This is a genomic window from Microbispora sp. NPDC088329, assembly GCF_040685655.1.
In the GTDB taxonomy this organism is placed as follows: Bacteria; Actinomycetota; Actinomycetes; order Streptosporangiales; family Streptosporangiaceae; genus Microbispora.
In genome coordinates, this window is sequence record NZ_JBFBIP010000005.1 from 119,706 (window position 1) to 141,916 (window position 22,211).

Genomic DNA, 22,211 nt, shown 5'->3' on the forward strand with positions numbered 1-22,211 from the left:
TGTGACGATGCTTCCCGAGATGTCTGAGATGCCTAACGCCCCAGCGGCGTACCCCCGGATGGTCCGGCCCCTCTCGGGCCGGGTGGTCGCGGGCGTCGCGCAGGGCGCCGCCGCCCAGCTGCGGCTCGACCCCGTCGTGCTGCGCCTCGCCTTCGTGCTGCTCACCGTCGTCGACGGGCTTGGCCTCGTGGCGTACGCCGCGCTGTGGATGTTCACCCCCAAGGAAGAGGTGAAGGGACCCGAGCCGGCCCGCGAGTGGGGCCAGCTCGCCTCGTACGGCGTGCTGTGGCTGGCGCTGGCGGGCTTCGCCTGGCTGACGGGCGCCTCCAGCGGCGGGTTCGGCACCTGGCCGATCGCGGTCGGCGGCATCGGCGCGCTGATCCTGTGGCAGCAGGCCGACCCGGGGCGGCGGCAGCGGTGGATGTCCGGCGCGGTCAAGCAGGTCAGCACGACCTGGGTGCGCACCGGCATCGGGGCGCTGCTCGTCGTCGTGGGCGCGATCGGCTTCCTGGCCGCGAGCGGCGAGCTGGCCAAGGCGAAGACCGGGCTCGTGTTCACGGCGGTGGTCGTCGGCGGCATGCTGATGATCGCCGCGCCCTGGCTGGCCTCGCTCGTGAAGGAGCTGCAGCGTGAGCGCACCGAGCGCATCAGGCAGGAGGAGCGGGCCGAGGTGGCGGCCCACGTCCACGACTCGGTGCTGCACACGCTCACCCTGATCCAGCGCAACGCGCACGACGCGCGGGAGGTCGCCAGGCTCGCCCGGTCGCAGGAGCGGGAGCTGCGCAACTGGCTCTACCAGCCCAAGCAGGACGCCGACGCCTCTCTCGCCGCCGCCGTACGGCGGGTCGCGGCCGAGGAGGAGGACGCCCACGGCGTGCAGATCGAGGTCGTCTGCGTGGGCGACTGCGAGCTGGACGAGGGCCTGGTGGCCCTGCTGCACGCCGCCCGGCAGGCGATGGTCAACGCCTGCAAATACAGTGGTGCTCCGGTTGTCTCCGTCTACGCCGAGGTCGAGCCCGACGAGGTGACGGTGTTCGTCCGGGACCGGGGCAAGGGCTTCGTGCTCGACGACGTCCCCGGAGACCGGATGGGCATCCGCCAGTCGATCGTCGGCAGGATGGAGCGCAACGGGGGAAGCGCCCGGGTCAGGACCGAGCCCGGCGACGGAACCGAGGTCATGCTGACCATGAAGAGGGAAAAATGAAGACCGTACGGGTGCTGATCGTCGACGACCACCGGCTGTTCCGGTCCGGCGTACGGGCCGAGCTGGGCCCCTCGATCCAGGTGATCGGCGAGGCCGAGGACGTGGAGTCGGCCGTGAAGGCGATCGCCGAGCTGGAGCCCGACGTGGTGCTGCTCGACGTGCACATGCCGGGCGGCGGCGGCCAGGAGGTGCTGCGGCGCGTGCTCGGCTCGGGCTCCCAGGTGCGCTTCCTCGCGCTGTCGGTGTCGGACGCGGCCGAGGACGTGATCGGGGTCATCCGGGGCGGCGCCCGGGGCTATGTGACCAAGACGATCAGCGGCACGGAGCTGACCGACGCGATCACCCGCGTGTCCGAGGGCGACGCGGTGTTCTCGCCGCGGCTGGCCGGGTTCGTCCTCGACGCGTTCGCCTCGACGGAGGCCCCGCCCATCGACCCGGAGCTCGACTCGCTCACCCAGCGGGAGCGCGAGGTGCTGCGGCTGATCGCCCGGGGCTACGCCTACAAGGAGATCGCCAAGGAGCTGTTCATCTCGGTGAAGACCGTCGAGACGCACGTGTCGAGCGTGCTGCGCAAGCTGCAGCTGTCCAACCGCCACGAGCTGTCGCGCTGGGCCACCGCACGACGTCTGGTCTGACCCCGTCTGGTGCTACCGGCCCTCGGCGTGCGACGCTCGTTGAATGGGCCGTGACGTACCCTCCGTCTCCTTCAGCCGGGAGGACCGCCGCCGCTACCGGGACAAGGTGAAGCTGTCGCTGGACGTCCTGGCCGAGATGCTGCGGGAGTCGCGGTTCGGGTTCGACCGGCCTCAGATGGGCCTGGAAATCGAGCTGAACCTGGTCGACTCCGGGGGCGAGCCGGCGATGAAGAACGCGGAGGTCCTGGCCGCCATCGCGGAGCCCGACTGGGCGACGGAGCTGGGCCAGTTCAACGTCGAGATCAACATCCCGCCGCAGGTGCTGTCCGGCGAGGGCAGCCGCCTGCTGGAGGAGTCCGTACGGCTGCGCCTCAACCGGGCGCAGGAGCGGGCGGCGCGCGTCGGCGGGCAGCTCATGCTGGTCGGCATCCTGCCGACGCTGCGTGAGACCGACGTCAGCGAGGGGACGCTGTCGGCCAATCCCCGCTACAAGCTGCTGAACGAGCAGATCTTCGCCGCCCGCGGCGAGGACCTGCACCTCGTGATCGAGGGGGTGGACCGGCTCGACACCTACGCCGACAGCATCACCCCCGAGGCGGCGTGCACGAGCGTGCAGCTCCACCTGCAGGTGAGCCCCGAGACGTTCGCGGACCACTGGAACGCGGCCCAGGTCGTCGCCGGCCCGCAGGTCGCGGTCGCGGCCAACTCGCCGTTCCTGTTCGGCAAGGAGCTGTGGCGCGAGACCAGGATCAGCCTGTTCGAGCAGGCCACCGACACCCGGCCCGAGGAGTTGAAGGCCCAGGGCGTGCGGCCGCGCGTGTGGTTCGGGGAGCGGTGGATCACGTCGGTCTTCGACCTGTTCGAGGAGAACGTCCGCTACTTTCCCCCGCTGCTGCCCCTGTGTGACGAGGAGGACCCGAGGCGGGTCATCGACGAGGGCGGGGTGCCCGAGCTGCACGAGCTGCGGCTGCACAACGGCACCGTCTACCGCTGGAACCGGCCCGTCTACGACGTCTCGGACGGCGTGCCCCACCTGCGGGTGGAGAACCGCGTGCTGCCCGCCGGGCCGACGGTGGCCGACATCGCGGCCAACGCCGCGTTCTACTACGGGCTCATGCGCGTGCTCCCGTCGGCCGAGCGGCCCGTGTGGACGCGCATGTCCTTCGCCGCCGCCGAGGACAACCTCCGCAACGCGGCGCGGTACGGCCTCGACGCCCGCCTCTACTGGCCGGGCCTGGGGGAGGTGCCCGCCGCCGAGCTGATCCTGCGCAGGCTGCTGCCCATGGCCTATCACGGGCTCGACCTGTGGGAGGTCGACCCGGTCCAGCGCGACCGGCTGCTCGGCATCATCGAGCGGCGCTGCGTGACCGGCCGTACGGGGGCGGACTGGCAGGTCAGGGCGGCCCGCGCGTTCGGCGGAGACCACGAGGCGCTGCGCCGCATGACGCTTCGCTACCTGCAGCACATGCACACCAACGAGCCCGTGCACACCTGGGGCATGTAAAACTGTCGCGTTCGGCGACGGCGCAAATTTTTGCCGCCTAAATGGGTATTCACCTGAAAATGACCCGCCGAACACTGGCCGTGCTCCTGCTCCTTGCGGTCCTCGTCGCGTCCTGTGGCACGCTCACCGGCTCGCCGCCGGACCGGGCGCGGCCGGGGGACGCGGCGTCGCGGGGCACGCCGTGTGAGGGAACCGGGGACGACTTCCCCGGCGACGTCAAGCTCGCCCGGTGCCTCACCGAATGGTTCTGGGCACAGCGCTTCCGGCAGAGCGGGGGAACCTACCGCCCGATCTCCCGGTTCGTGGCCTACCGGGGCGACGACGGCCCCGACTGCGGCGGGCAGTCGGCCGTGCCCGAAAACGCCTTCTACTGCCCGTACGGCCATTTCATCGCCTATGACGAGGCCTGGCTGAAGGCGATGTACGACCAGTTGGGCGACGGGGCGGTCTACGTCGTCATCCCGCACGAGCTGGGGCACGCCGTGCAGGCCCAGCTCGTCGAGGACTTCCGGTTCAACGTGCAGCGGGAGCTTCAGGCCGACTGCTACGCGGGCGCCGCGCTGAGCGGGCTGATCCGCGTGGGGGCGCTGAGCGCCGATCAGGGCGACGACGAGGAGTTGCTCGTCAACCTCCAGGCGGCGGGTGATCCCACCGACATCTGGTGGGCGCCGGACGCCCACGGCACCCCGCGGCAGCGCCAGCAGTACTTCGCCGACGGCTATACCGAGGGGGCGGGCACCTGCTGAGGCGGCGGTCGCCGGGAGCGTCGTACGCCCCGGCGGCGATGGGAGCATGGCGACGTGACGACGAACCGGGCGAGGCGGGCGGGTGCGCTGGGCGGCGCTCTCGGCGTGCTCATGGCGGCGAACGTGCTCAACAACCGGGTCGCCCGGCGGTGGGCGCCGCTGACCTCGGCGGTCGCGACCGGCACACTGGTGCTGATCGCCCGCGGGGAAGGGCTGACCTGGCATGATCTCGGCTTCCACGGTGCCCGCGCCGGGGCCGTGACCGGGGGCGCGCTCGCCGCCGGAGTCGCGGCCGTCTACGCGGCGGGCCTCGCCCACCCGCGCACCCGCGCGCTGTTCCACGACGAGCGCGCGCTGGCGCTGTCGCGCCGCCGGGTGCTGGAGGAGGCTCTGGTGCAGGTGCCCATCGGGACCGTGCTGCTGGAGGAGGTGGGTTTCCGCGGCGCGCTGCCCGCCCTGCTCGGACGCTCGCTCGCGCCGTGTGCGGCCGTCGCCGCCTCGGCCGCGTTGTTCGGGCTGTGGCACGTGCTGCCCGCGATGGACATGGCCAGGGCCAACGCCGCACTCGGCCGTCTCGCCGCCGGGGAGACCCCGAACGAGGGCGCAGGGCGGGGCGGCCCAGTGGAGACGAGACGGCTGGTGGCGGGGACAGTGGCGTCCACCGCGCTCGCCGGGCTCGTGTTCCACGCGCTGCGCCACCGCGCCGGGCTGCTCGCACCCGCGCTGCTCCACCTGGCGACGAACTCCCTCGGCTATGCCGCCGCCAGGGCGGCCCGCCGCCTGGATCAGCCCTCGCGGGGGTCGGCCAGCCCGGTCCGGTAGGCGTACGCGACCGCCTGTGCCCGGTCGCGCACCCGGATCTTGGCGAAGAGGTTGTTGATGTGCGTCTTCACGGTCGCCTCGCCGATGAACAGGTGAGCGGCGATCTCCGCGTTGGTCAGCCCGTGGGCGATCAGCCGCAGCACCTCCGCCTCGCGCGGTGTCAGCCCGTCCGGCGACGTCCCGGCACCGGACGGTGTCCCGGCGCTCGGCGATGTTCCGGAGCTCTGCGACGTGCCGGCATCGGGCGAGGTCCCGGCTCCCGGCGTGCGGCCCGCTCGCCGCGCCTCGCGGGCGTGGCGCGGCGAGAAACGGGACCGGTGATCCGGTGCGGCGGCCGGCCCGGGCGTTTCGCCGGGCGGCGAGGTGCCGGTGTCACCGCCCGCGCCGGTGACGGTGTTCAGGAGCCGGCGCTGCACGCCGGGGTCGAGCTGGGCGTCGCCGTTCATCACCGTGGTCACCGCGCGGGCGATCTCCTCGGCGTCCGCGCTCTTGGTGAGGAAGCCGCGCGCCCCGGCCCGCAGCGCGGCGAAGACCGACTCGTCGTCGGTGTACGTCGTCAGCACGACGACCTGCGTGCCCGGAAACCCGGTGCGGATCCGCCGGGTGGCCTCGACCCCGTCCATGCGGGGCATGCGCAGGTCCATGAGCACCACGTCGGGCCGTTCGTCCGCGACCAGGCGGAGCGCGGTCTCGCCGTCGGGCGCCGACCCCACCACCTCGATGTCCGGCAGCAGGCCGAGCAGCAGGACGAGCCCGTCGCGCACGACGGCCTGGTCGTCCACCACCAGCACGCGGGCGGTCACGCCGGCACCCGCAGCCGGACCCGGAAGCCGTCCTCGGTATCGTCGGCCTCCAGGGTGCCGCCCAGGAGTTCGGCGCGTTCGCGCATGCCCACGAGTCCGTATCCTCCTCCCGGTGTCCCCCGCCCGTCACCCGGGGGGTTGACGACCTCCAGCTCGCACTCCCGGTCGCCGAAGCTCAGCCGTACGGTGACGGGGGAGCCGGGGGCGTGCCGCCGCACATTGGTGATGGCCTCCTGGGCGGTACGGACCATCGCCAGCTCGGTCTCGGGGGACAGGCGGCGTTCGTGCCCGGAGACGACGACGGCGCACTCCTCGCCGGTCGCGTCACGGAACTCCTCGGCGAGCGCGTCCAGCGCGGCGGGCAGCGGCTGGGCGTCGTCGCGGAGCGCGGCCACGGCCCTGCGCGCCTCCTCGAGACCCTTCTTGGCCAGCTCGCGAGCGCGTTCGACCCGGTCAAGGGCCTCCTGGGAGCGGTCGGCGCGCAGCAGCAGCCGGGCGCCCTCCAGGTGCACGATCTGCGCCGACAGGGAGTGCGCGAGGATGTCGTGGATCTCCCTGGCGATCCTGGCCCGTTCGGCCAGCACGGCCTCTCCCGCCTGGGCGGCCGTGGCGGCCCTGCGCTGCCTGATCGCGTAGGCGACCGTGAAGACCACGCAGATCGAGACGCCCAGGCTGACGGCGCGGTCGGTCGCGCCGGCGGGAACCACGGGTGACAACACGCCGGTGGCGACCATCCCCAGGCCCGCCAGAGCGAGCAGCAGCAACGGCAGCGACCGGCTGAGGGGGTGCCGCACGGCCGCCGTCCCCATGGCGAACATGACCACGGCGATGGCCGGGCTGCCGCCCTTCGAGAGCGCGTCGAGGGAGAGGGCCGGCACGATGACGAGGCCGAGGAGAACGGCATGCGCGCGCCCCGCGTCCCAGCGACGCGGGAGAACGACCGGCAGCAGCCGGAGCGCGATCGTCATGGCCAGGGCGACGGCGATGACGGCGGTCAGCGCGGTGACGGCGAGCCGATCGCCCGCCAGGCCGAATCCCGGTGGAGACGTCGCCTGCCCGCCTATCACCATCGCGGTGACCGCCGTCGACAGGCACGCGCCGGCGATCGCGTTTCTGCGGCGGGATTCCGGGCCGGCCTGGACATGTCCGTCACGACTGGGCACGCCCCGACGTTAGCGGGCCGTCTGAGCGGCGGGTACGGCGGCGTGGGGCAGCGCGTTCCCCCGGCGGGCGATCATCAGGAACTGGACGCCGAGGGTCACCCCGATGAACAGGAGGATGGAGCCCTGGGGTGAGGTGATGCCGAGCACGGTGGTCAAGAAGATCATCGCTACCCGGACGGCGATGGAGCCGGCCCAGGCGAGCAGGGTCATGGGGGTGCCCTGCGACCACGCCACGCCGTGCTGGTCGCGCCAGACCCGGGTGGTCGCCGCCCGCAGCGCGCCGAGACCGGCGGCCACGAGGAGGCCCGCCACGAGCAGGGTGACGGCGAGCACCGGGTGGAGGGGGTCGACGAGCTTGTCCCCGTCGGAGGCGAGCCCGCCCAGGACCATGGCCACGGCGATGATCAGGCCGACGGGCCTGGCGGCGGGCCGCGGTGTCATCTGCCGGTAGACCACGAAGGCGACGGCGGCCAGGGCGATGACGACGATCTGTGCTTTGTCCATGCCCATGACCGTAGGGAGATCGGCCTCTGCCCGGATCGGCGCGAGGGTGGAAATCAGCCGATCTCCACCCTCGGGTGGACGCGCCACCCCTCTTCCTCCGTGATCTCGCGGTTTGTCGCAGGAATGGCCCGTGACCTGCGCCTGTCCGCGATCGCGCGCTTTTTCCCGCAGCACCCCGGCTTCCCGCGCCTACGTCTCGCATGATCGTGCACTCTTTCCCGCAGGCCGCCCGCCCGCGCGTACGTCCTGCGTGATCACGCGATCCGCTGGTCGTCAGGCGGTGATCACCCGCTGGAACCCCTCGGCGTACGAGCCCTCGGGAAGGCCCGCGGCGGCGGCGTGGCCGGAGAGCCAGCCCTTGACCATGCCGTCCAGGTCGGGGACGTGCGAGGTCTGGCTCTCGTGCGCCCGCAGAGCGGCGATCTTGCGGTCCACCGTGGCGGTGACGTCGACGTAGTGGTCGACCGTCATCCCGCCCGTGAGCCAGACCTCGCGGACGGTCCAGGCCTCCAGGCCCTCGTCGGCCAGCAGTTCGGGGAAGGCGTACGGATTGCGCGCGTCGGGGTAGACGGCGTCGAGGGTGGCGCCGCCGACCGCCCGGTGGTCGGGGTGGGTGGGCCCGAGCCGCTCGTAGTTGCGCTCGGGAGTCGAGGTGATGACGAGATCGGGCCGCACCTGGCGGATCACCCGCGTGATGTCCCGTCGCAGGCCGAGCGTCTGCTCCACCATGCCGTCCTGGTAGCCCAGAAAGCGCAGGTCGCCGACGCCCACGCACTTGGCCGCGGCCGTCTGCTCGGCCCGGCGCAGCGCGGCCATGCCGCCGTTGTCCAGCGCCCGGTCGAATCCGCCCGCGTCGCCATCCGTGACCAGGCAGTACGTCACCTCGGCGCCCGCGTCCGTCAGTCTGGCGACCGTTCCCGCGCCGCCGAAGTCGATGTCGTCGGGGTGTGCGACGACCACCAGCACTTTTTTGATTTCCGCCTCGTCCAGCACCAGCAGCCTCCTCGTGTTCCGGCACATCACCTTAAACGGGACTTGCCAGGCGAGTGGGCTCCGAATGTCGGCGTGCGGCCATAACCTAAGGAGGGTGTCCACCCGAGCCGCCACTCATCCATTGCTCGACGGCCTCAACCCGCAGCAGCGGGACGCCGTCACCCACCAGGGCAGTCCGCTGTTGATCGTCGCCGGGGCCGGCTCCGGAAAGACCAGGGTGCTGACGCACCGCATCGCGTACCTGCTGGCCGAGCGCGACGTCCAGCCGGGGGAGATCCTCGCGATCACCTTCACCAACAAGGCCGCCCGCGAGATGAAGGAGCGGGTCGACAAGCTCATCGGGCCGCGGTCCAAGGCCATGTGGGTCATGACGTTCCACAGCGCCTGCGTACGGATCCTGCGGCGCGAGGCGAAGCGGCTGGGTTTCACCTCCAGCTTCTCCATCTACGACCAGGCCGACTCCCAGCGGCTCATGGCGATGGTGTGCCGCGAGCTCGACCTCGACCCCAAGCGCTACCCGCCGCGGTCATTCTCGGCCCAGGTCAGCAACTTCAAGAACGAGCTGATCGACTACGAGACGGCGGCCGACCGGGCCTCGACCCACCTGGAGCGCACGCTCGCCGAGGCGTACCGCACCTACCAGCGGCGGCTCACCGAGGCCGGCGCGATGGACTTCGACGACCTGATCATGCTGACGGTCACGCTGTTCCAGCTCTTCCCCGAGGTGGCCGAGCACTACCGGCGGCGGTTCCGGCACGTGATGGTCGACGAATACCAGGACACCAACCACGCGCAGTACACGCTGATCCGCGAGCTGGTCGGGCGGCCCGAGGTGCGCACCGCCGACGGCGACGTGGTGCGCGAGGGCGTCGAGCCCTCCGAGCTGGTGGTCGTCGGCGACGCCGACCAGTCGATCTACGCCTTCCGCGGCGCGACCATCCGCAACATCCTGGAGTTCGAGCGCGACTACCCGGACGCGCGGACGATCCTGCTGGAGCAGAACTACCGCTCCACGCAGACGATCCTGAACGCCGCCAACTCCGTCATCTCCCGCAACGAGGGCCGCAAGCCGAAGAACCTGTGGTCCGACCAGGGTGCGGGATCGAAGATCATCGGGTACGTCGCCGACAACGAGCACGACGAGGCCATGTTCGTCGCGCAGGAGGTCGACCGGCTGAGCGACGACCACGGCGTCACCCCCGGCGACGTGGCGGTCTTCTACCGCACCAACGCCGCCTCCCGGGTGTTCGAGGAGATCTTCATCCGCACCGGCCTGCCGTACAAGGTCGTGGGCGGGGTGCGGTTCTACGAGCGCAAGGAGATCAAGGACCTGCTCGCCTACCTGCGGGTCCTGGCCAACCCGAACGACACGGTGTCGCTGCGGCGCATCCTCAACGTGCCCAAGCGCGGCATCGGCGACCGCGCCGAGGCGATGATCGAGGCGTTCGCCAACCGGGAGCGGATCGCCTTTTGGGAGGCGCTGCGCCGGGCCGACGAGGCGCCGGGCGTGGCCACCCGCTCGCTCAACGCGATCCGCGACTTCGTCACGATGCTGGACGAGCTGCGCGGCAAGGAGCTACCGCTGTCCGACCTGGCGGAGGAGGTGCTGAGCGCCACCGGCTATCGGACGGAGCTGGAGACCTCGGGCGACCCGCAGGACGAGAGCCGGCTGGAGAACCTCAACGAGCTGATCTCGGTGGCCGCCGAGTTCGAGGAGGCCAATCCGGAGGGCACGCTCGTCGACTTCCTGGAGCAGGTCTCGCTGGTCGCCGACGCCGACCAGATCCCGGAGGGGGACGACCACGGCGGTGTCGTCACGCTGATGACCCTGCACACCGCCAAGGGCCTGGAGTTTCCCGTGGTGTTCCTCACGGGCATGGAGGACGGCGTCTTCCCGCACATGCGCTCGCTGAGCGACCCGAAGGAGCTGGAGGAGGAGCGCAGGCTGGCGTACGTCGGCATCACCCGGGCCAAGCAACGGCTCTACCTGTCCAGGTCGGCGGTTCGCTCGGCCTGGGGTGCGCCGTCGTTCAACCCCGCCTCGCGCTTCCTGTCGGAGGTGCCGGGCGACCTGGTCGACTGGCGTGGCGACCCCGGCAAGACCGCCTGGTCCGCCGCCACCTCACGCCCGGCCCCCCGTACGGCTCCCGCGCAGAAGACCGGCGGCCGGCAGATCCCGAACCTGTCGCCGGGCGACCGGGTCACCCACGACACGTTCGGGCTCGGCACGGTGGTGTCGGTGGACGGCCAGGCCGAGAAGACCCGTGTGAAGATCGACTTCGGCAGCGAGGGCGAGAAGACCCTACTGCTCGCCTACGCCCCCATCGACAAGCTCTGATCGCGCGGGCTCTGTTCGGCAGCTGTGATCGGCAGCTGTGATCGGCGGGGTCCGGCCGGCGGGTTTCGCTCGGCAGGCCCGGCCTCGCCGTCGCGGATCGGAGCGGCCGGGCCCCGGGTGGTCACCACCCGGGGCCCGGCCTCTGTTTCACGCCGCGCGGGGGGCTCGGCCGCGCGGTGTCCGGCCCTGCCTGACGGGTCGTCCGGTTGTTCAGTTGGGCAGGACGACGGTGCCCTGCGTGTCCGGCACGTCGCCGTCGAGGTCGGCCAGGTTGGCGACCTTGCTCTTCGGCGGCGCCGTGACCGTGACCTTCCTGCCCCAGCCGGCGAAGGTGGTGACGTCGCTCAGGGTGACGGTGAAAGAGTCGTTGTCGACCTTCATCGGCAGGTCGGCGGTGGCCGAGGCGCGGCGAACGAGCTGGTCGGCGCCGATCCACAGCTTCCAGGACACCACGGTCTTGGCGGGGTTGGACCCGACGCCGCCGAAGCTGTCCTTGATGCCCGGACTGACCTTCATGAGCTGCGCCAGCGTGATGGTGCCGCGGTAAAGCGTGGTCTTCGCGCCGTTGACGCTGCCGCCCGGACCCTTGGCCTTGGTGGTCGCGAGGACCGCCTTGAGGTTGCGCAGGTCGGCGGGGTTCACGTACTCGCCCAGGCTCGTCGAGGAGCCCGGCCGCTGGCCGGGGAGACGCACCCACGTCTTGCCCTCGGGCAGCAGGCTCGTCCAGACCCCGCCCGAGAGATAGGCCGTCTTGCCGATGACGATCGCGCGGAGGGGCTTCTCCGCGTCCTTCAGGTTGTCGTTCTCCTCCTTCAGCAGCTTGCTGTACTTGATCGTCTGCCTGCTGTCGGAGGCGACGAGGCCGGACCGGCCGAAGGCGAGTCCGCCGTTCCCGGTGAACGTGATGGCCGTGACGCCGGCGACGCTCATCGTGCCCGAGGCGACGTATCGCACGCCGTGGCCGGTGGCGTACTGCGCGCGCAGCGCGGCCACCGGGTCGGCCGGGGTCTGGGCCCGAGTGGAAATCTGAGCATGGGCGGGGGCGGCGACGGCGGGCGCCACGAGGGCGGCCGTCGCGGCGCACGCCAGCGCCATCAGTGCTCGCTTCACGAGTGATTCCTCCAGTACCTGCCCTCACGTGAGAAGGGCAGCCCGGGAATTTCCATGGCTCGTGATCTCACGCAAGTCACGAAAATTCACATTTTCTAATGGGGAGCGACCGGCCCCCGGGTGGCGGGCACCCGGGGGCCGGTCGCCGCTGTCACGGACCGCGCGGAGGGCTCGGCCGCGCGGTGTCATCCGTGTCCGGGCGCGGCTCAGTCGCCCAGGTTGATGGTGTCCGGCATGTCGGGCACGTCGCCGAGGAGGTCGGACAGGCGTGCCACCTGGCTCTTCGGCGGCGCCTTGACCGTGACCCTCGAACCCCAGCCGACGAACGAGGTGACGTTAGTCGCGTCGACCTCGATGGTCGTCTTCTTGAACCGGAGCTTCATCGTCAAGGACGTCTGCATCTTGCGAACGAGCTGGTCGGCGCCGATCCACATCTTCCAGCCGACCACGCTCTTGGCTTCGGAGGCGCTGAATCCGTTCTTCAGGTTCGGCTCGATCTCGGCGAGCCGCTTCAGCGTGATCGTGCCCCGGTAGAGCGTGGTCTTCGCGCCGTTGACGACGCCGCCCGCGCTCTTGGCCTTGGTGGTCGCGAGCACCGTCTTCAGGGTGCGCCAGTCGAGGGGGTCGACGAACTCGCCGGTGCCCCGCAGCACGCCGACCCGGGCGTCACCGCTTGAGCGCAGCCACTTCTTGCCTTCGGGGAACAGGCTGGAGAAGACGCCGCCGTTGGTGTAGGCCGTGCGGCCGATGGTGATGGTCCGGGTGGGCTTGTCGGCGCCCTTCAGGTCCTTGTCTTCGAGCAGCGCGCCGTAGTCGATCTTCTGGCTGACGTCGGACGCCGCGATGCCGGAGCGGCCGAACGCGAGGGCGCCCTTAGCGGTGGACCTGAGCGTCGTCATGCCGCCGAAGTCGATCGTTGCCGAGGATGCGAAACGGACGCCGTGCCCGGGGACGAACTGCTTCCTGAGAGCGGCCACGGGGTCGAGGGGCCGGGCCTGGCTGCCCGTGGTGTGAGCCTGCGCGGGGGCGGCGACGGCGGGCGCCACGAGCGCGGCCGTCGCGGCGCACGCCAGCGCCATGAATGCTCGCTTCAAAGTGATTTCCTCCCGTAGGTGCCCTCAAGATCAGGAGGGCAGCCCGGGAATTCTTGCGGATCATGATCACGGAAAAGTTACGATAATCCGGATTTCTGGGTAAGACTCGAGCTAGTGGCGCGATATGCGGATTGATTATATTTCGCTGTGAAAGCGCAAATATGGAAGGACGCGGCGATTTCGGGCGCGACGACCCGCTCACGGTGGCCATGCGCACGATGGTCACGCGGGAGAGGCGGGGATTCCTCGACGGCGTGCGGGAACGCCCGATGGGCGGCTGACGAGGGGCCGTTCCGGTGCCGGGCTCCGGGCGGCGGTTACGCTTCGGGCAGCGAGCACCATCTGCGGGAGGTCTTCATGGCAGGCAGGATTCGGGTCGTCGTCGCGAAGCCGGGGCTCGACGGGCACGACCGCGGAGTCAAGGTGGTGGCGCGGGCGCTGCGCGACGCGGGCATGGAGGTCATCTACACGGGATTGCACCAGACGCCGGAGCAGATCGTCCGTACGGCCATCCAGGAGGACGCTGCGGCGATCGGCCTGTCGATCCTGTCCGGCGCCCATATGACGCTGTTCGCCCGGCTCTTCGAGGTCCTGCGCGAGGAGGACGCCGAGGACATCGTCGTGTTCGGCGGCGGCATCATCCCCGACGCCGACATCCCCGAACTGGCCAAAATGGGCGTCGCGCGGATTTTCACCCCCGGATCCACAACGCAGGAGATCGTGGAATGGGTCCGTTCGGCGGTTCCAGCCACCGTTTAGGTATTTTGCCCAACCTTGCCGTACTTGAGGGTTGTTGGCAAGGCTCCGGTGGGACCCGACGACGCGGTCACGCTCGTACGGGGACTAGGCTTCATGCGCGGAAACGCCGGGCGGGACGACGGCGCCCGGCCTCGGACATCAAAAGGGACGGACCCTCGTGGACCTGTTCGAACATCAGGCGAAGGAGCTCTTCGCGGAGTACGGCATCCCGGTGCCGCGCGGAATCGTCGCGCACACCGTGGAGGAGGCGCGGGCGGCTGCCGAGCAGCTCACCGGACGCGTTGTCGTAAAGGCCCAGGTCAAGACCGGTGGGCGCGGCAAGGCCGGCGGCGTGAAGGTGGCCGACGACGCCGCCGACGCGCACGCGAAGGCGACGCAGATCCTCGGCATGGACATCAAGGGCCACACGGTCCACAAGGTCCTGATCGAGGAGGCCAGCCAGATCGCGGAGGAGTATTACTTCTCCTTCCTCCTCGACCGCGCCAACCGCACCTTCCTCGCCATCTGCTCGGCCTCGGGCGGCATGGACATCGAGGAGGTCGCGCACACCGCGCCGGAGAAGGTGGCGAAGGTGCCGGTCAGCCCGCTGACGGGCGTCGACCGCGCCAAGGCCCGCGAGATCGCGGTGGCCGGCGGCCTGCCGCAGCAGGCGCTGGACGGCGCCGCCGAGCTCATCGAGAAGCTCTGGGCCGTCTTCGTCGACGAGGACGCCTCGCTCGTCGAGGTCAACCCGATGATCCTGTCGGCCGACGGCCAGGTGAAGGCGCTCGACGGCAAGGTCACCCTCGACGAGAACGCGAGCTTCCGCCAGCCGGAGCACTCCGCGTACGTCGACAAGGCCGCGGAGGACCCGCTGGAGGCCCGGGCCAAGGAGAAGCACCTCAACTACGTGAAGCTCGACGGCAACGTCGGCATCATCGGCAACGGCGCGGGCCTGGTCATGTCCACGCTCGACGTCGTGGCGTACGCGGGCGAGGAGTTCCCCGGCCAGCCCAAGCCGGCCAACTTCCTCGACATCGGCGGCGGCGCCTCGGCCGAGGTCATGGCGAACGGCCTGGAGATCATCCTGTCCGACCCGTCGGTGAAGTCGGTCTTCGTGAACGTCTTCGGCGGCATCACCGCCTGCGACGCGGTCGCCAACGGCATCGTCTCGGCCTTCCAGCTCCTGCAGAGCCGGGGCGAGGAAGTGACCCACCCGCTGGTCGTCCGCCTGGACGGCAACAACGCCGCCCTCGGGCGGCAGATCCTGGCCGACGCCGCGCTGCCGCGGGTCGAGCTGGTCGACACCATGGACGAAGCGGCCAAGCGCGCCGCCGAGCTCGCCGCGGTAGGTGCGTAATGGCTATCTGGCTCACCGAGAACAGCAAGATCATCGTTCAGGGCATGACCGGTGGTGAGGGCACCAAGCACACCCGCCGCATGCTCGCCGCCGGCGTCAAGGTCGTGGGCGGCGTGAACGCCCGCAAGGCCGGCATCACGCACGAGGGCCTGCCGGTCTTCGGCACGGTCAAGGAGGCCATGGAGCAGACGGGCGCCGACGTGTCCGTCGTCTTCGTGCCCCCGGCCGCCACCAAGGCCGCCGTCCGCGAGGCCATCGACGCCGAGATCCCGCTGTGCGTGGTCATCACCGAGGGCGTGCCGGTCCACGACACCACCGAGTTCTGGGCGTACGCCGTCTCCAAGGGCAACAAGACCCGCATCATCGGCCCGAACTGCCCCGGCATCGCCTCGCCCGGCGCCTCCAACGCGGGCATCATCCCGGCCGACATCACCACCAAGGGCCGCGTCGGCCTGGTGTCGAAGTCCGGCACGCTGACCTACCAGCTCATGTACGAGCTGCGTGACATCGGCTTCTCCACCTGCGTCGGCATCGGCGGCGACCCGGTCATCGGCACGACGCACATCGACGCCCTCCAGGCGTTCCAGGAGGACCCGGAGACCGACGCGATCGTGATGATCGGCGAGATCGGCGGCGACGCCGAGGAGCGCGCCGCGGCCTACATCGACGAGCACGTGACCAAGCCGGTCGTCGCCTACGTGGCCGGGTTCACCGCGCCCGAGGGCAAGACCATGGGTCACGCCGGCGCGATCGTGTCCGGCTCCGCCGGCACCGCCCAGGCGAAGAAGGAGGCCCTGGAGAAGGTCGGCGTCCGCGTCGGCCGCACGCCCAGCGAGACCGCCCGCCTGATGCGCGAGATCATGTCGTCGTGATCATGTAGTTCGTCGCAGGAGGGTCCCCTGGCCTGCGCCACCACCGTCGGTGATCTCGATGTCGCCGCGCGACCGGCGCTCCTGCCGGCGGTTCCGTCATCCGTGACCTTGCGCTTCCCGATGAAGCGCAAGGTCACGATGCGTATGAGGCCGATCGCAGTCCCTCTGCACGATCACGAAAGACGCATGCCCGGCTGGGGCGGCGGATGTGCGGCAAACCGCAAGATCGCGGCGAATCTGGGTGGGTGGGCGGCGTGGCGACGTGGAGAAAGACCGTGGGGCTGGGATGATGCGGTAGCGTGACGGGCCTTCTCGATCAATTCAGGACCGCTCCCCGCGCCGTGCTCGGCCGTATGGGCGCCGGCGACGACGAGGAGACCCGCCGTCCGCTCCCCGTCTCCGGCATGCTGGCCGCGGTGTCGACACTCGGCGTCGGTCTCGCCGTGCTCACCACGCTCACCCTCATCGGCTGGATGGCCGCGCCCCGCGGGCCGTTCGGAGAGGGCCTTCCCGGCGTCTTCCGTACGGCCTGTCAGCTCTGGCTCGCCGCGCACCACGCCGGTTTCGCGATCCCCGGCGGCCGGGTGGGCCTGCTGCCCATCGGGCTGATGCTCCTGCCGGCGGCACTGCTTTACCGGGCGGGCCTGTGGATGGCGCGCGATGCCGACCTGCGGGTGCGGATGCCCGCACGGCTGCCCAAGGGCACGCCACGCGACGTCGAGAACGCCCGGCGTCGCGCCCAGCTCGCGCTCATCGCCCAGGCCGGCATCTCGCTGGCCGCGCCGTACGCGCTGCTCGCGGGCGTGATCGCCCTCGTCTCCGGCAACGAGATCATGCAGCCGTCCCTGGGGGAGGCGCTGGTCAGCCACCTGCTGCTGGCCTTCGTCACCGGGTCGGTGGCCACCGCACGCACGATCGGGCCGTGGCGGTCGATGCTGCGCCTGCTGCCCGAGCGGCCGCGGTCGCTCGTGGCCGGTACGGCCGTCGCGGTCGCGCTGATGCTCGTGGCCGGGGCCGTGCTGGTCCTCGGGGCCGTGGTGGTCAACTTCCCCCGGATCCAGCAGATGTCGGAGGTCCTCAGTCCCGGAGTGGTCGGCGGCGTGCTGCTCCTGCTCCTGGAGGTGCTCTACTTCTTCAACGCCGTGATCTGGGGCATGGCGTACATCTCGGGACCGGGTTTCGCGGTGGGCGCCGGGACGCTGGTCGCGCCCACCGGGATCAAGCTGAGCGCGGTGCCCATGCTGCCGCTCCTGGGCGCCCTGCCGTCGTCCGGCGCGGCGCCCACCTGGGTCATGGGCGTGATCGCGGTGCCGTTCGCGGCCGGGGCGGTCGCCGGCGTGGTGACGGCCAGGGTCGCGCCGACCCCCTCGATCGAGGCCGCGCCGCTGTGGGGGTTCGTCTGCGGGATCACCTGCGGACTCGTCGCCGGTACGCTCGCCGCGCTGTCGGGCGGCCCCCTCGGCGGGGCGGGCCTGGCCGCGGTGGGGCCGTCGCCCTGGGAGGTGGCGCTGTCGGTCACCCTGGAGGTCGGCGTGGCCGCCGGCATCTCGGCGGGCATCGCCAACTGGTGGCTGATCTCCCGGCGGCCGGCCACCGCGCCCGAGCCGGTGCGGAAGGCCGGCGCCGTGATCGCCAAGGCGGCCGGAAAGGTGCGGCCCGCCCGCGGCGCCCACCTGCCGGGCCACTGGCTCGACGCCACCGAGGCGGACACCCAGCCGATCCCGGTCATCAGGGACGACTGGACCGACGAGCATGCCGCCGCGGCCGCGGAGACCTTCGACGACATGAGCGCACGACGGCCCGGGGCCACCCCGCGGATCTCCGAAATCCCGCGCAAACCGGCCGTGAAGCGTCGTGCCCCGAGCCCCCCGCCGAAGCCGCGCAAGGACATCGTCGACGAGACCGACGACCGCGGGGGTCATGTCATCTACGTCGATCCCTACGCCTGGGACCGCGACTGATCCGTCGTGAGCCGTCCGCGACGGCGCGGACGGCTCTCACGCGCTCGTGTGGTCAGGCGGGAGCCGGGACGCCGGTGGGCCAGGCCACGCCCATCTTCCGCTCGAACGCGCGCATGAGCTGGTCGGAGCATTCCTGCTGGGCCGACACCGTGCCCGCGCCCTTGCGGCACTCGTTGTACGCGTTGAGCTCGTCGGAGAAGTAGAGCTGGAATCCCGCGGTGACGATGCCCAGGACGAACGCGAGCGACGAGAGCACGACGGCCCCGGTCGCCATGCCGATCCCGCGCCGTTCGCGGTTGAGCAGGCGCAGGTCTCGGATCGCGATGACGATCGCGAAAATCGACAACGCCAGCCCGGCGGCCGGCAGCATCAGCGTGAAGACCAGCGCCATGATGGCGAGCATGAGAGCCCTGCGCCCCCCGGTGGTAGGGGCCGGCGTCTGTAGGGGTGTTGTCACGGTCTCCTCGCCTCGCGTTCCGCATAGCCCGTCGTAAGTCGTGATGGCCGGCGCCCGATACGCTTTAGCTGCGTCGAGGGACGTCCCTCCACGCTCGACCATTCTCTAAGGAACCATCTCCCGGTAATCACCTGCAAAACGAAGGCAGCTCACGAAGGAGTTCCGCTCTGTCCTTCCGGCTCGTCGTCCTCGTCTCGGGATCGGGGACCAACCTGCAAGCGCTGCTGGACGCGGCGGCAGACGACGCCTTCGGCGCGACCGTCGTGGCCGTCGGTGCCGACCGTACCGGCATCGAGGGCCTGGCCCGGGCCGAGCGCGCCGGCGTTCCCACGTTCGTGGTGCGGGTGGGCGACCACCCCACCCGTGAGGAGTGGGACGAGAGGCTGACCGAGCGCATCGCCGACCACAAGCCCGACCTGGTGGTCTCCGCCGGGTTCATGAAAATCCTCGGCCCTCGCGTGCTGGGCGCGTTTTCGGTCGTCAACACCCACCCGGCGCTGCTGCCCGCCTTCCCCGGGGCGCACGCGGTCCGCGACGCCCTCGCGTACGGCGTCCGCGTCACCGGCTGCACGGTCCATCTCGTCGACGCGGGCGTGGACACGGGCCCGGTGATCGCCCAGGAGGCGGTGTCCGTGCGGGAGGGGGACGACGAGGAGTCGCTGCACGAGCGCATCAAGACCGTCGAGCGCGGGCTGCTCGTCGAGACGGTCGGACGCATGGCCCGCGAGGGCTGGACCCTGACCGGGCGGGCGGTCCGCCTCGGGTCGGGGAACGTCGCAGGACATACCGCTCAAGGTTCAACATCAGGAAGGACCACGAAGTGACCCGCATCGCCATCCGCCGTGCGCTGATCACCGTTTACGACAAGACAGGTCTCGAAGACCTGGCGCGGGGGCTCGAGGCCGCGGGCGTGGAGATCGTGTCGACCGGCGGCACCGCCGCCGCGATCGCCTCCTACGGCGTGCCGGTCACCAAGGTGGAGTCGCTCACCGGATTCCCCGAGTGCCTGGACGGGCGGGTCAAGACCCTCCACCCGCGGGTCCACGCCGGACTGCTCGCCGACGGCGCCAACCCCTCCCACGTCAAGCAGCTGGAGGAGCTGGAGATCGAGCAGTTCCAGCTCGCGGTGGTGAACCTCTACCCGTTCGCCGCCACGGTCGCCTCCGGCGCATCCGACGCCGAGTGCGTCGAGCAGATCGACATCGGCGGCCCCGCGATGATCCGCGCCGCCGCCAAGAACCACGGCACGGTGGCCGTGGTCGTCGACCCCGCGGCGTACGGCGAGGTCCTGGCCGCGGCCGCCGAGGGCGGCTTCACACTGACCGAGCGCAGGAGGCTCGCCGCCACCGCCTACGCGCACACCGCCGCGTACGACGTCGCCGTCGCGTCCTGGTTCGCCAACGTGTACGCCCCCGAGGGCGACTGGCCGTCCTTCATGGGCGCGGCCTGGAAGCGCAAGGCGGCCCTGCGGTACGGCGAGAACCCGCACCAGGGCGCGGCTCTCTACACCGGCGAGAAGGGCGGCCTGGCCAACGCCGAGCAGCTCCACGGCAAGGAGATGTCCTACAACAACTACGTGGACGCCGACGCCGCCTGGCGGGCCGCCTGGGACTTCGCCGAGCCGTGCGTGGCCATCATCAAGCACGCCAACCCCTGCGGGATCGCCGTGGGCGCCGACGTGGTCGAGGCACACCGCAAGGCGCACGAGTGCGACCCGGTCTCCGCGTACGGCGGGGTGATCGCGGTCAACCGCGAGGTGACCCGTGAGCTGGCCGAGCAGATCGCACCGATCTTCACGGAGGTCGTGGTCGCGCCGTCGTTCGCGGCGGACGCGCTCGAGGTGCTGCGGGAGAAGAAGAACATCCGCCTGCTCGCCTGCCCCGAGGGGCCGTCGAACGCCGCCGAGTTCCGCCGCATCGACGGCGGCCTGCTCGTGCAGACGGTCGACCGGGCGGACGCGCCCGGCGACGACCCCTCCACCTGGGAGCTCAAGGCCGGCGAGGCGGCCTCGCCCGAGGTGCTGGCCGACCTGGCCTTCGCCTGGCGGGCCTGCCGTTCGGTGAAGTCCAACGCGATCCTGCTCGCCTCCGACGGCGCCACCGTCGGCGTCGGCATGGGCCAGGTCAACCGGGTCGACTCGGCCCGGCTGGCGGTCTCCCGGGCCGGCGAGCGCGCGACCGGGTCGGTCGGCGCCTCCGACGCGTACTTCCCGTTCCCCGACGGCCTGCAGGTGCTGACGGAGGCCGGGGTGAAGGCGATCGTCGAGCCGGGCGGGTCGATCCGCGACGAGCTGGTCATCGAGGCCGCCAAGGAGGCGGGCATCACGCTCTACTTCACCGGGACGCGGCACTTCTTCCACTGATCGAGAAGGCCGGACGTATCGCCATGGAGGGGCGACTGTTGGGATGGATGGGGTGAAAACGGCACGATCACCCCTGTGGGGCGGTTAGCCTGAAGCGCCCCACCCCTCCTCCCCACGGAGCCCCTCCATGCCCCTTGGTACGATCATGAGCTCCTTCGCGACGATGAACGGCGTGTGGAACAGCCCCATCGCGCTGCTGCCCGTCGCCGCGCTGGCCGCCTACTTCGGCTGGCGGGTCGTGGAGTTCATCCCCTTCACCCGCCGGATCATCGAGCGCCGCGAGGGGGGACAGTAGACCACCTGGAAGGACGGGGAGTGCCATGACCGCGAGGCTTCTGGACGGCAAGGCGACCGCCGCCAAGATCAAGAGTGAGCTGGCGGAGCGGGTGAAGGCCCTGGCGGCCCGGGGGATCACCCCCGGCCTGGGCACGATCCTGGTCGGCGACGACCCTGGCAGCCAGATCTACGTCTCGGGCAAGCACCGCGACTGCGCGGAGGTCGGCATCACCTCCATCCGCAAGGACCTTCCGGACGACGCCACCCAGGCGGACGTGGAGGCCGCGGTCGACGAGCTGAACGCCGACCCGGCCTGCACCGGCTACATCGTCCAGCTGCCGCTGCCGCGTCACCTGGACACCCAGGCGCTCATCGAGCGCATGGACCCGGCCAAGGACGCCGACGGTCTCCACCCGGTCAACCTCGGCAGGCTCGTCCACATGGTCGACGCCCCGCTGCCGTGCACGCCGCGCGGCATCGTGGTCCTCCTCCAGGAGTACGGCGTGCCGCTCAAGGGCGCCGAGGTCGTCGTGGTCGGCCGGGGCATCACCGTGGGCCGTCCGCTGGGCCTGCTGCTCACCCGCCGCGCGGAGAACGCCACCGTCACGCTCTGCCACACCGGCACCCAGGATCTGGCGTCCCACGTGCGCCGGGCGGACATCGTCGTCGCCGCGGCGGGGGTGCCCCACCTCGTCACCGCGGAAATGGTCAAGCCCGGCGCGGCCGTGCTCGACGTGGGCGTCTCCCGGGTCGACGGGAAGCTCACCGGCGACGTCGCCCCCGACGTACGCGAGGTCGCGGGCTTCGTCGCCCCCAACCCCGGCGGGGTGGGGCCGATGACCCGGGCCATGCTGCTGGCCAACGTCGTCGAGGCCGCTGAGCGGCGCTGATCCGCGGCTCGGCGGGATCGCCCCGGCGCCGCTCGGCGGCGCCGGGAAGCCCCGTCTGCCGGCCGGTTACGGGACGTACAGATACCAGCGGCCGTTCCGCAGGAAGCAGTACGAGCCCTTGTAGGTGTTCATCAGGGGCGCGCACCAGCGCAGGTCCGAATAGGGGCCCAAGACGGCCGAGGCGGTCGCGGTGGCGGCGGGCGGGGTGGCCGCCTGCGCCGTGGTGGCGGGGACGGCGAGAGCGGACAGGACGAGAGCGGCGCCCGCGGCTGCGCGGCGGAACGCGTTCGTAGTGAAAATCATGGGTCGGACAGTAGGAGCGGCACCCCTCCGCGGTCGTCAAAGCTGTCCTTGATCTCGCGTCCGTCGCCAGGCGGAT

Annotated in this window: 22 protein-coding genes; 14 read left to right on the forward strand and 8 right to left on the reverse strand. The window is 71.1% G+C overall.

Annotated features, from left to right (window positions below):
* Positions 1 to 19: 19 nt before the first annotated feature.
* From AB0O28_RS12680 to AB0O28_RS12700, 5 genes are read left to right on the forward strand one after another with little or no spacing between them, the layout of a single operon-like run.
* Positions 20 to 1,204 (forward strand): PspC domain-containing protein, encoded by a 1,185-nt coding sequence (locus tag AB0O28_RS12680; protein ID WP_363639369.1) that lies wholly within the window; start codon positions 20 to 22, stop codon positions 1,202 to 1,204.
* On the forward strand, positions 1,201 to 1,839 hold the full coding sequence (locus AB0O28_RS12685; protein WP_363639371.1) for a response regulator transcription factor: 639 nt from the start codon (positions 1,201 to 1,203) through the stop codon (positions 1,837 to 1,839). Before AB0O28_RS12680 ends, AB0O28_RS12685 begins: the two co-directional genes overlap by 4 nt.
* A gap of 43 nt (positions 1,840 to 1,882) precedes the next feature.
* Positions 1,883 to 3,343 carry a glutamate--cysteine ligase gene (locus AB0O28_RS12690; protein ID WP_363639373.1) on the forward strand — a complete coding sequence of 487 codons (1,461 nt, stop codon included), beginning with the start codon at positions 1,883 to 1,885 and terminating at the stop codon, positions 3,341 to 3,343.
* A gap of 59 nt (positions 3,344 to 3,402) precedes the next feature.
* On the forward strand, positions 3,403 to 4,089 hold the full coding sequence (locus AB0O28_RS12695; protein ID WP_363639375.1) for a neutral zinc metallopeptidase: 687 nt from the start codon (positions 3,403 to 3,405) through the stop codon (positions 4,087 to 4,089).
* A gap of 54 nt (positions 4,090 to 4,143) precedes the next feature.
* Positions 4,144 to 4,911, forward strand: a complete 768-nt coding sequence (locus AB0O28_RS12700) for a CPBP family glutamic-type intramembrane protease (RefSeq protein WP_363639377.1) — start codon at positions 4,144 to 4,146, stop codon at positions 4,909 to 4,911.
* On the opposite strand, the gene AB0O28_RS12705 is transcribed toward AB0O28_RS12700, so the two are convergent.
* From AB0O28_RS12705 to AB0O28_RS12720, 4 genes are all read right to left on the reverse strand, one after another.
* Complete coding sequence (locus tag AB0O28_RS12705; protein WP_363639379.1) at positions 4,875 to 5,714, reverse strand: response regulator; 840 nt, start codon at positions 5,712 to 5,714, stop codon at positions 4,875 to 4,877. The genes AB0O28_RS12700 and AB0O28_RS12705 overlap by 37 nt on opposite strands.
* Entirely contained in the window at positions 5,711 to 6,877 is a 1,167-nt protein-coding gene (locus AB0O28_RS12710) for a histidine kinase (protein ID WP_363639381.1), read from the reverse strand. Before AB0O28_RS12710 ends, AB0O28_RS12705 begins: the two co-directional genes overlap by 4 nt.
* Positions 6,878 to 6,886: 9 nt before the next feature.
* Positions 6,887 to 7,381 carry a hypothetical protein gene (locus tag AB0O28_RS12715; protein WP_363639383.1) on the reverse strand — a complete coding sequence of 165 codons (495 nt, stop codon included), beginning with the start codon at positions 7,379 to 7,381 and terminating at the stop codon, positions 6,887 to 6,889.
* A gap of 273 nt (positions 7,382 to 7,654) precedes the next feature.
* A complete protein-coding gene (locus AB0O28_RS12720; RefSeq protein ID WP_363639385.1) occupies positions 7,655 to 8,374 on the reverse strand; it encodes a PIG-L deacetylase family protein in 720 nt (239 codons plus the stop codon).
* A 64-nt stretch (positions 8,375 to 8,438) separates the two neighbouring features.
* On the opposite strand from AB0O28_RS12720, the gene pcrA reads away from it, so the two are divergent.
* Positions 8,439 to 10,712, forward strand: a complete 2,274-nt coding sequence (pcrA, locus tag AB0O28_RS12725; protein WP_363639387.1) for a DNA helicase PcrA — start codon at positions 8,439 to 8,441, stop codon at positions 10,710 to 10,712.
* 210 nt (positions 10,713 to 10,922) lie between these two features.
* Here the strand turns inward: pcrA and AB0O28_RS12730 are convergent, their stop codons facing one another.
* Together AB0O28_RS12730 and AB0O28_RS12735 are read right to left on the reverse strand one after the other, a co-directional pair.
* Positions 10,923 to 11,822, reverse strand: coding sequence for a hypothetical protein (locus AB0O28_RS12730; RefSeq protein ID WP_363639389.1), 900 nt, complete (start codon positions 11,820 to 11,822; stop codon positions 10,923 to 10,925).
* A gap of 206 nt (positions 11,823 to 12,028) precedes the next feature.
* Positions 12,029 to 12,916 carry a hypothetical protein gene (locus tag AB0O28_RS12735; RefSeq protein WP_363639391.1) on the reverse strand — a complete coding sequence of 296 codons (888 nt, stop codon included), beginning with the start codon at positions 12,914 to 12,916 and terminating at the stop codon, positions 12,029 to 12,031.
* 357 nt (positions 12,917 to 13,273) lie between these two features.
* On the opposite strand from AB0O28_RS12735, the gene AB0O28_RS12740 reads away from it, so the two are divergent.
* From AB0O28_RS12740 to AB0O28_RS12755, 4 genes are all read left to right on the forward strand, one after another.
* The gene (locus tag AB0O28_RS12740) at positions 13,274 to 13,675 is read left to right on the forward strand and encodes a cobalamin B12-binding domain-containing protein (RefSeq protein ID WP_363639393.1); all 402 of its coding nucleotides are present in this window, start codon (positions 13,274 to 13,276) and stop codon (positions 13,673 to 13,675) included.
* 157 nt (positions 13,676 to 13,832) lie between these two features.
* Positions 13,833 to 15,014 carry an ADP-forming succinate--CoA ligase subunit beta gene (gene sucC, locus AB0O28_RS12745; protein WP_363639395.1) on the forward strand — a complete coding sequence of 394 codons (1,182 nt, stop codon included), beginning with the start codon at positions 13,833 to 13,835 and terminating at the stop codon, positions 15,012 to 15,014.
* Positions 15,014 to 15,886 carry a succinate--CoA ligase subunit alpha gene (gene sucD / locus AB0O28_RS12750; protein WP_169985337.1) on the forward strand — a complete coding sequence of 291 codons (873 nt, stop codon included), beginning with the start codon at positions 15,014 to 15,016 and terminating at the stop codon, positions 15,884 to 15,886. The genes sucC and sucD overlap by 1 nt, the downstream gene beginning before the upstream one ends.
* Before the next feature lie 299 nt (positions 15,887 to 16,185).
* Positions 16,186 to 17,847: a DUF6350 family protein gene (locus tag AB0O28_RS12755; protein ID WP_363639398.1), complete on the forward strand. Its 1,662-nt coding sequence runs from the start codon at positions 16,186 to 16,188 to the stop codon at positions 17,845 to 17,847.
* Positions 17,848 to 17,899: 52 nt separating this feature from the next.
* On the opposite strand, the gene AB0O28_RS12760 is transcribed toward AB0O28_RS12755, so the two are convergent.
* Positions 17,900 to 18,304 carry a hypothetical protein gene (locus AB0O28_RS12760; RefSeq protein WP_363639400.1) on the reverse strand — a complete coding sequence of 135 codons (405 nt, stop codon included), beginning with the start codon at positions 18,302 to 18,304 and terminating at the stop codon, positions 17,900 to 17,902.
* 167 nt (positions 18,305 to 18,471) lie between these two features.
* Here AB0O28_RS12760 and purN point away from each other — a divergent pair, with 167 nt between their 5' ends.
* The 4 genes from purN to AB0O28_RS12780 all read left to right on the forward strand — a co-directional run bounded on the left by purN (position 18,472) and on the right by AB0O28_RS12780 (position 21,832).
* A complete protein-coding gene (purN, locus tag AB0O28_RS12765; RefSeq protein ID WP_363639829.1) occupies positions 18,472 to 19,128 on the forward strand; it encodes a phosphoribosylglycinamide formyltransferase in 657 nt (218 codons plus the stop codon).
* Positions 19,125 to 20,666: a bifunctional phosphoribosylaminoimidazolecarboxamide formyltransferase/IMP cyclohydrolase gene (purH, locus tag AB0O28_RS12770; RefSeq protein ID WP_363639402.1), complete on the forward strand. Its 1,542-nt coding sequence runs from the start codon at positions 19,125 to 19,127 to the stop codon at positions 20,664 to 20,666. Before purN ends, purH begins: the two co-directional genes overlap by 4 nt.
* Before the next feature lie 127 nt (positions 20,667 to 20,793).
* Positions 20,794 to 20,961: a hypothetical protein gene (locus tag AB0O28_RS12775; RefSeq protein WP_363639404.1), complete on the forward strand. Its 168-nt coding sequence runs from the start codon at positions 20,794 to 20,796 to the stop codon at positions 20,959 to 20,961.
* Positions 20,962 to 20,986: 25 nt separating this feature from the next.
* Complete coding sequence (locus AB0O28_RS12780) at positions 20,987 to 21,832, forward strand: bifunctional methylenetetrahydrofolate dehydrogenase/methenyltetrahydrofolate cyclohydrolase (RefSeq protein ID WP_363639406.1); 846 nt, start codon at positions 20,987 to 20,989, stop codon at positions 21,830 to 21,832.
* 66 nt (positions 21,833 to 21,898) lie between these two features.
* On the opposite strand, the gene AB0O28_RS12785 is transcribed toward AB0O28_RS12780, so the two are convergent.
* Positions 21,899 to 22,135: a hypothetical protein gene (locus AB0O28_RS12785; RefSeq protein WP_363639408.1), complete on the reverse strand. Its 237-nt coding sequence runs from the start codon at positions 22,133 to 22,135 to the stop codon at positions 21,899 to 21,901.
* Between the last annotated feature and the right edge of the window lie 76 nt (positions 22,136 to 22,211).

Bases quoted from the DNA above. Each gene is read 5' to 3' on its own strand.
- AB0O28_RS12680 (WP_363639369.1), top strand. From the start codon at position 20: ATGTCTGAGATGCCTAACGCCCCAGCGGCGTACCCCCGGATGGTCCGG.
- AB0O28_RS12685 (WP_363639371.1), top strand. From the start codon at position 1,201: ATGAAGACCGTACGGGTGCTGATCGTCGACGACCACCGGCTGTTCCGG.
- AB0O28_RS12690 (WP_363639373.1), top strand. From the start codon at position 1,883: ATGGGCCGTGACGTACCCTCCGTCTCCTTCAGCCGGGAGGACCGCCGC.
- AB0O28_RS12695 (WP_363639375.1), top strand. From the start codon at position 3,403: ATGACCCGCCGAACACTGGCCGTGCTCCTGCTCCTTGCGGTCCTCGTC.
- AB0O28_RS12715 (WP_363639383.1), bottom strand. From the start codon at position 7,381: ATGGACAAAGCACAGATCGTCGTCATCGCCCTGGCCGCCGTCGCCTTC.
- pcrA (WP_363639387.1), top strand. From the start codon at position 8,439: ATGTCGGCGTGCGGCCATAACCTAAGGAGGGTGTCCACCCGAGCCGCC.
- AB0O28_RS12740 (WP_363639393.1), top strand. From the start codon at position 13,274: ATGGCAGGCAGGATTCGGGTCGTCGTCGCGAAGCCGGGGCTCGACGGG.
- sucD (WP_169985337.1), top strand. From the start codon at position 15,014: ATGGCTATCTGGCTCACCGAGAACAGCAAGATCATCGTTCAGGGCATG.
- AB0O28_RS12775 (WP_363639404.1), top strand. From the start codon at position 20,794: ATGCCCCTTGGTACGATCATGAGCTCCTTCGCGACGATGAACGGCGTG.
- AB0O28_RS12780 (WP_363639406.1), top strand. From the start codon at position 20,987: ATGACCGCGAGGCTTCTGGACGGCAAGGCGACCGCCGCCAAGATCAAG.
- AB0O28_RS12785 (WP_363639408.1), bottom strand. From the start codon at position 22,135: ATGATTTTCACTACGAACGCGTTCCGCCGCGCAGCCGCGGGCGCCGCT.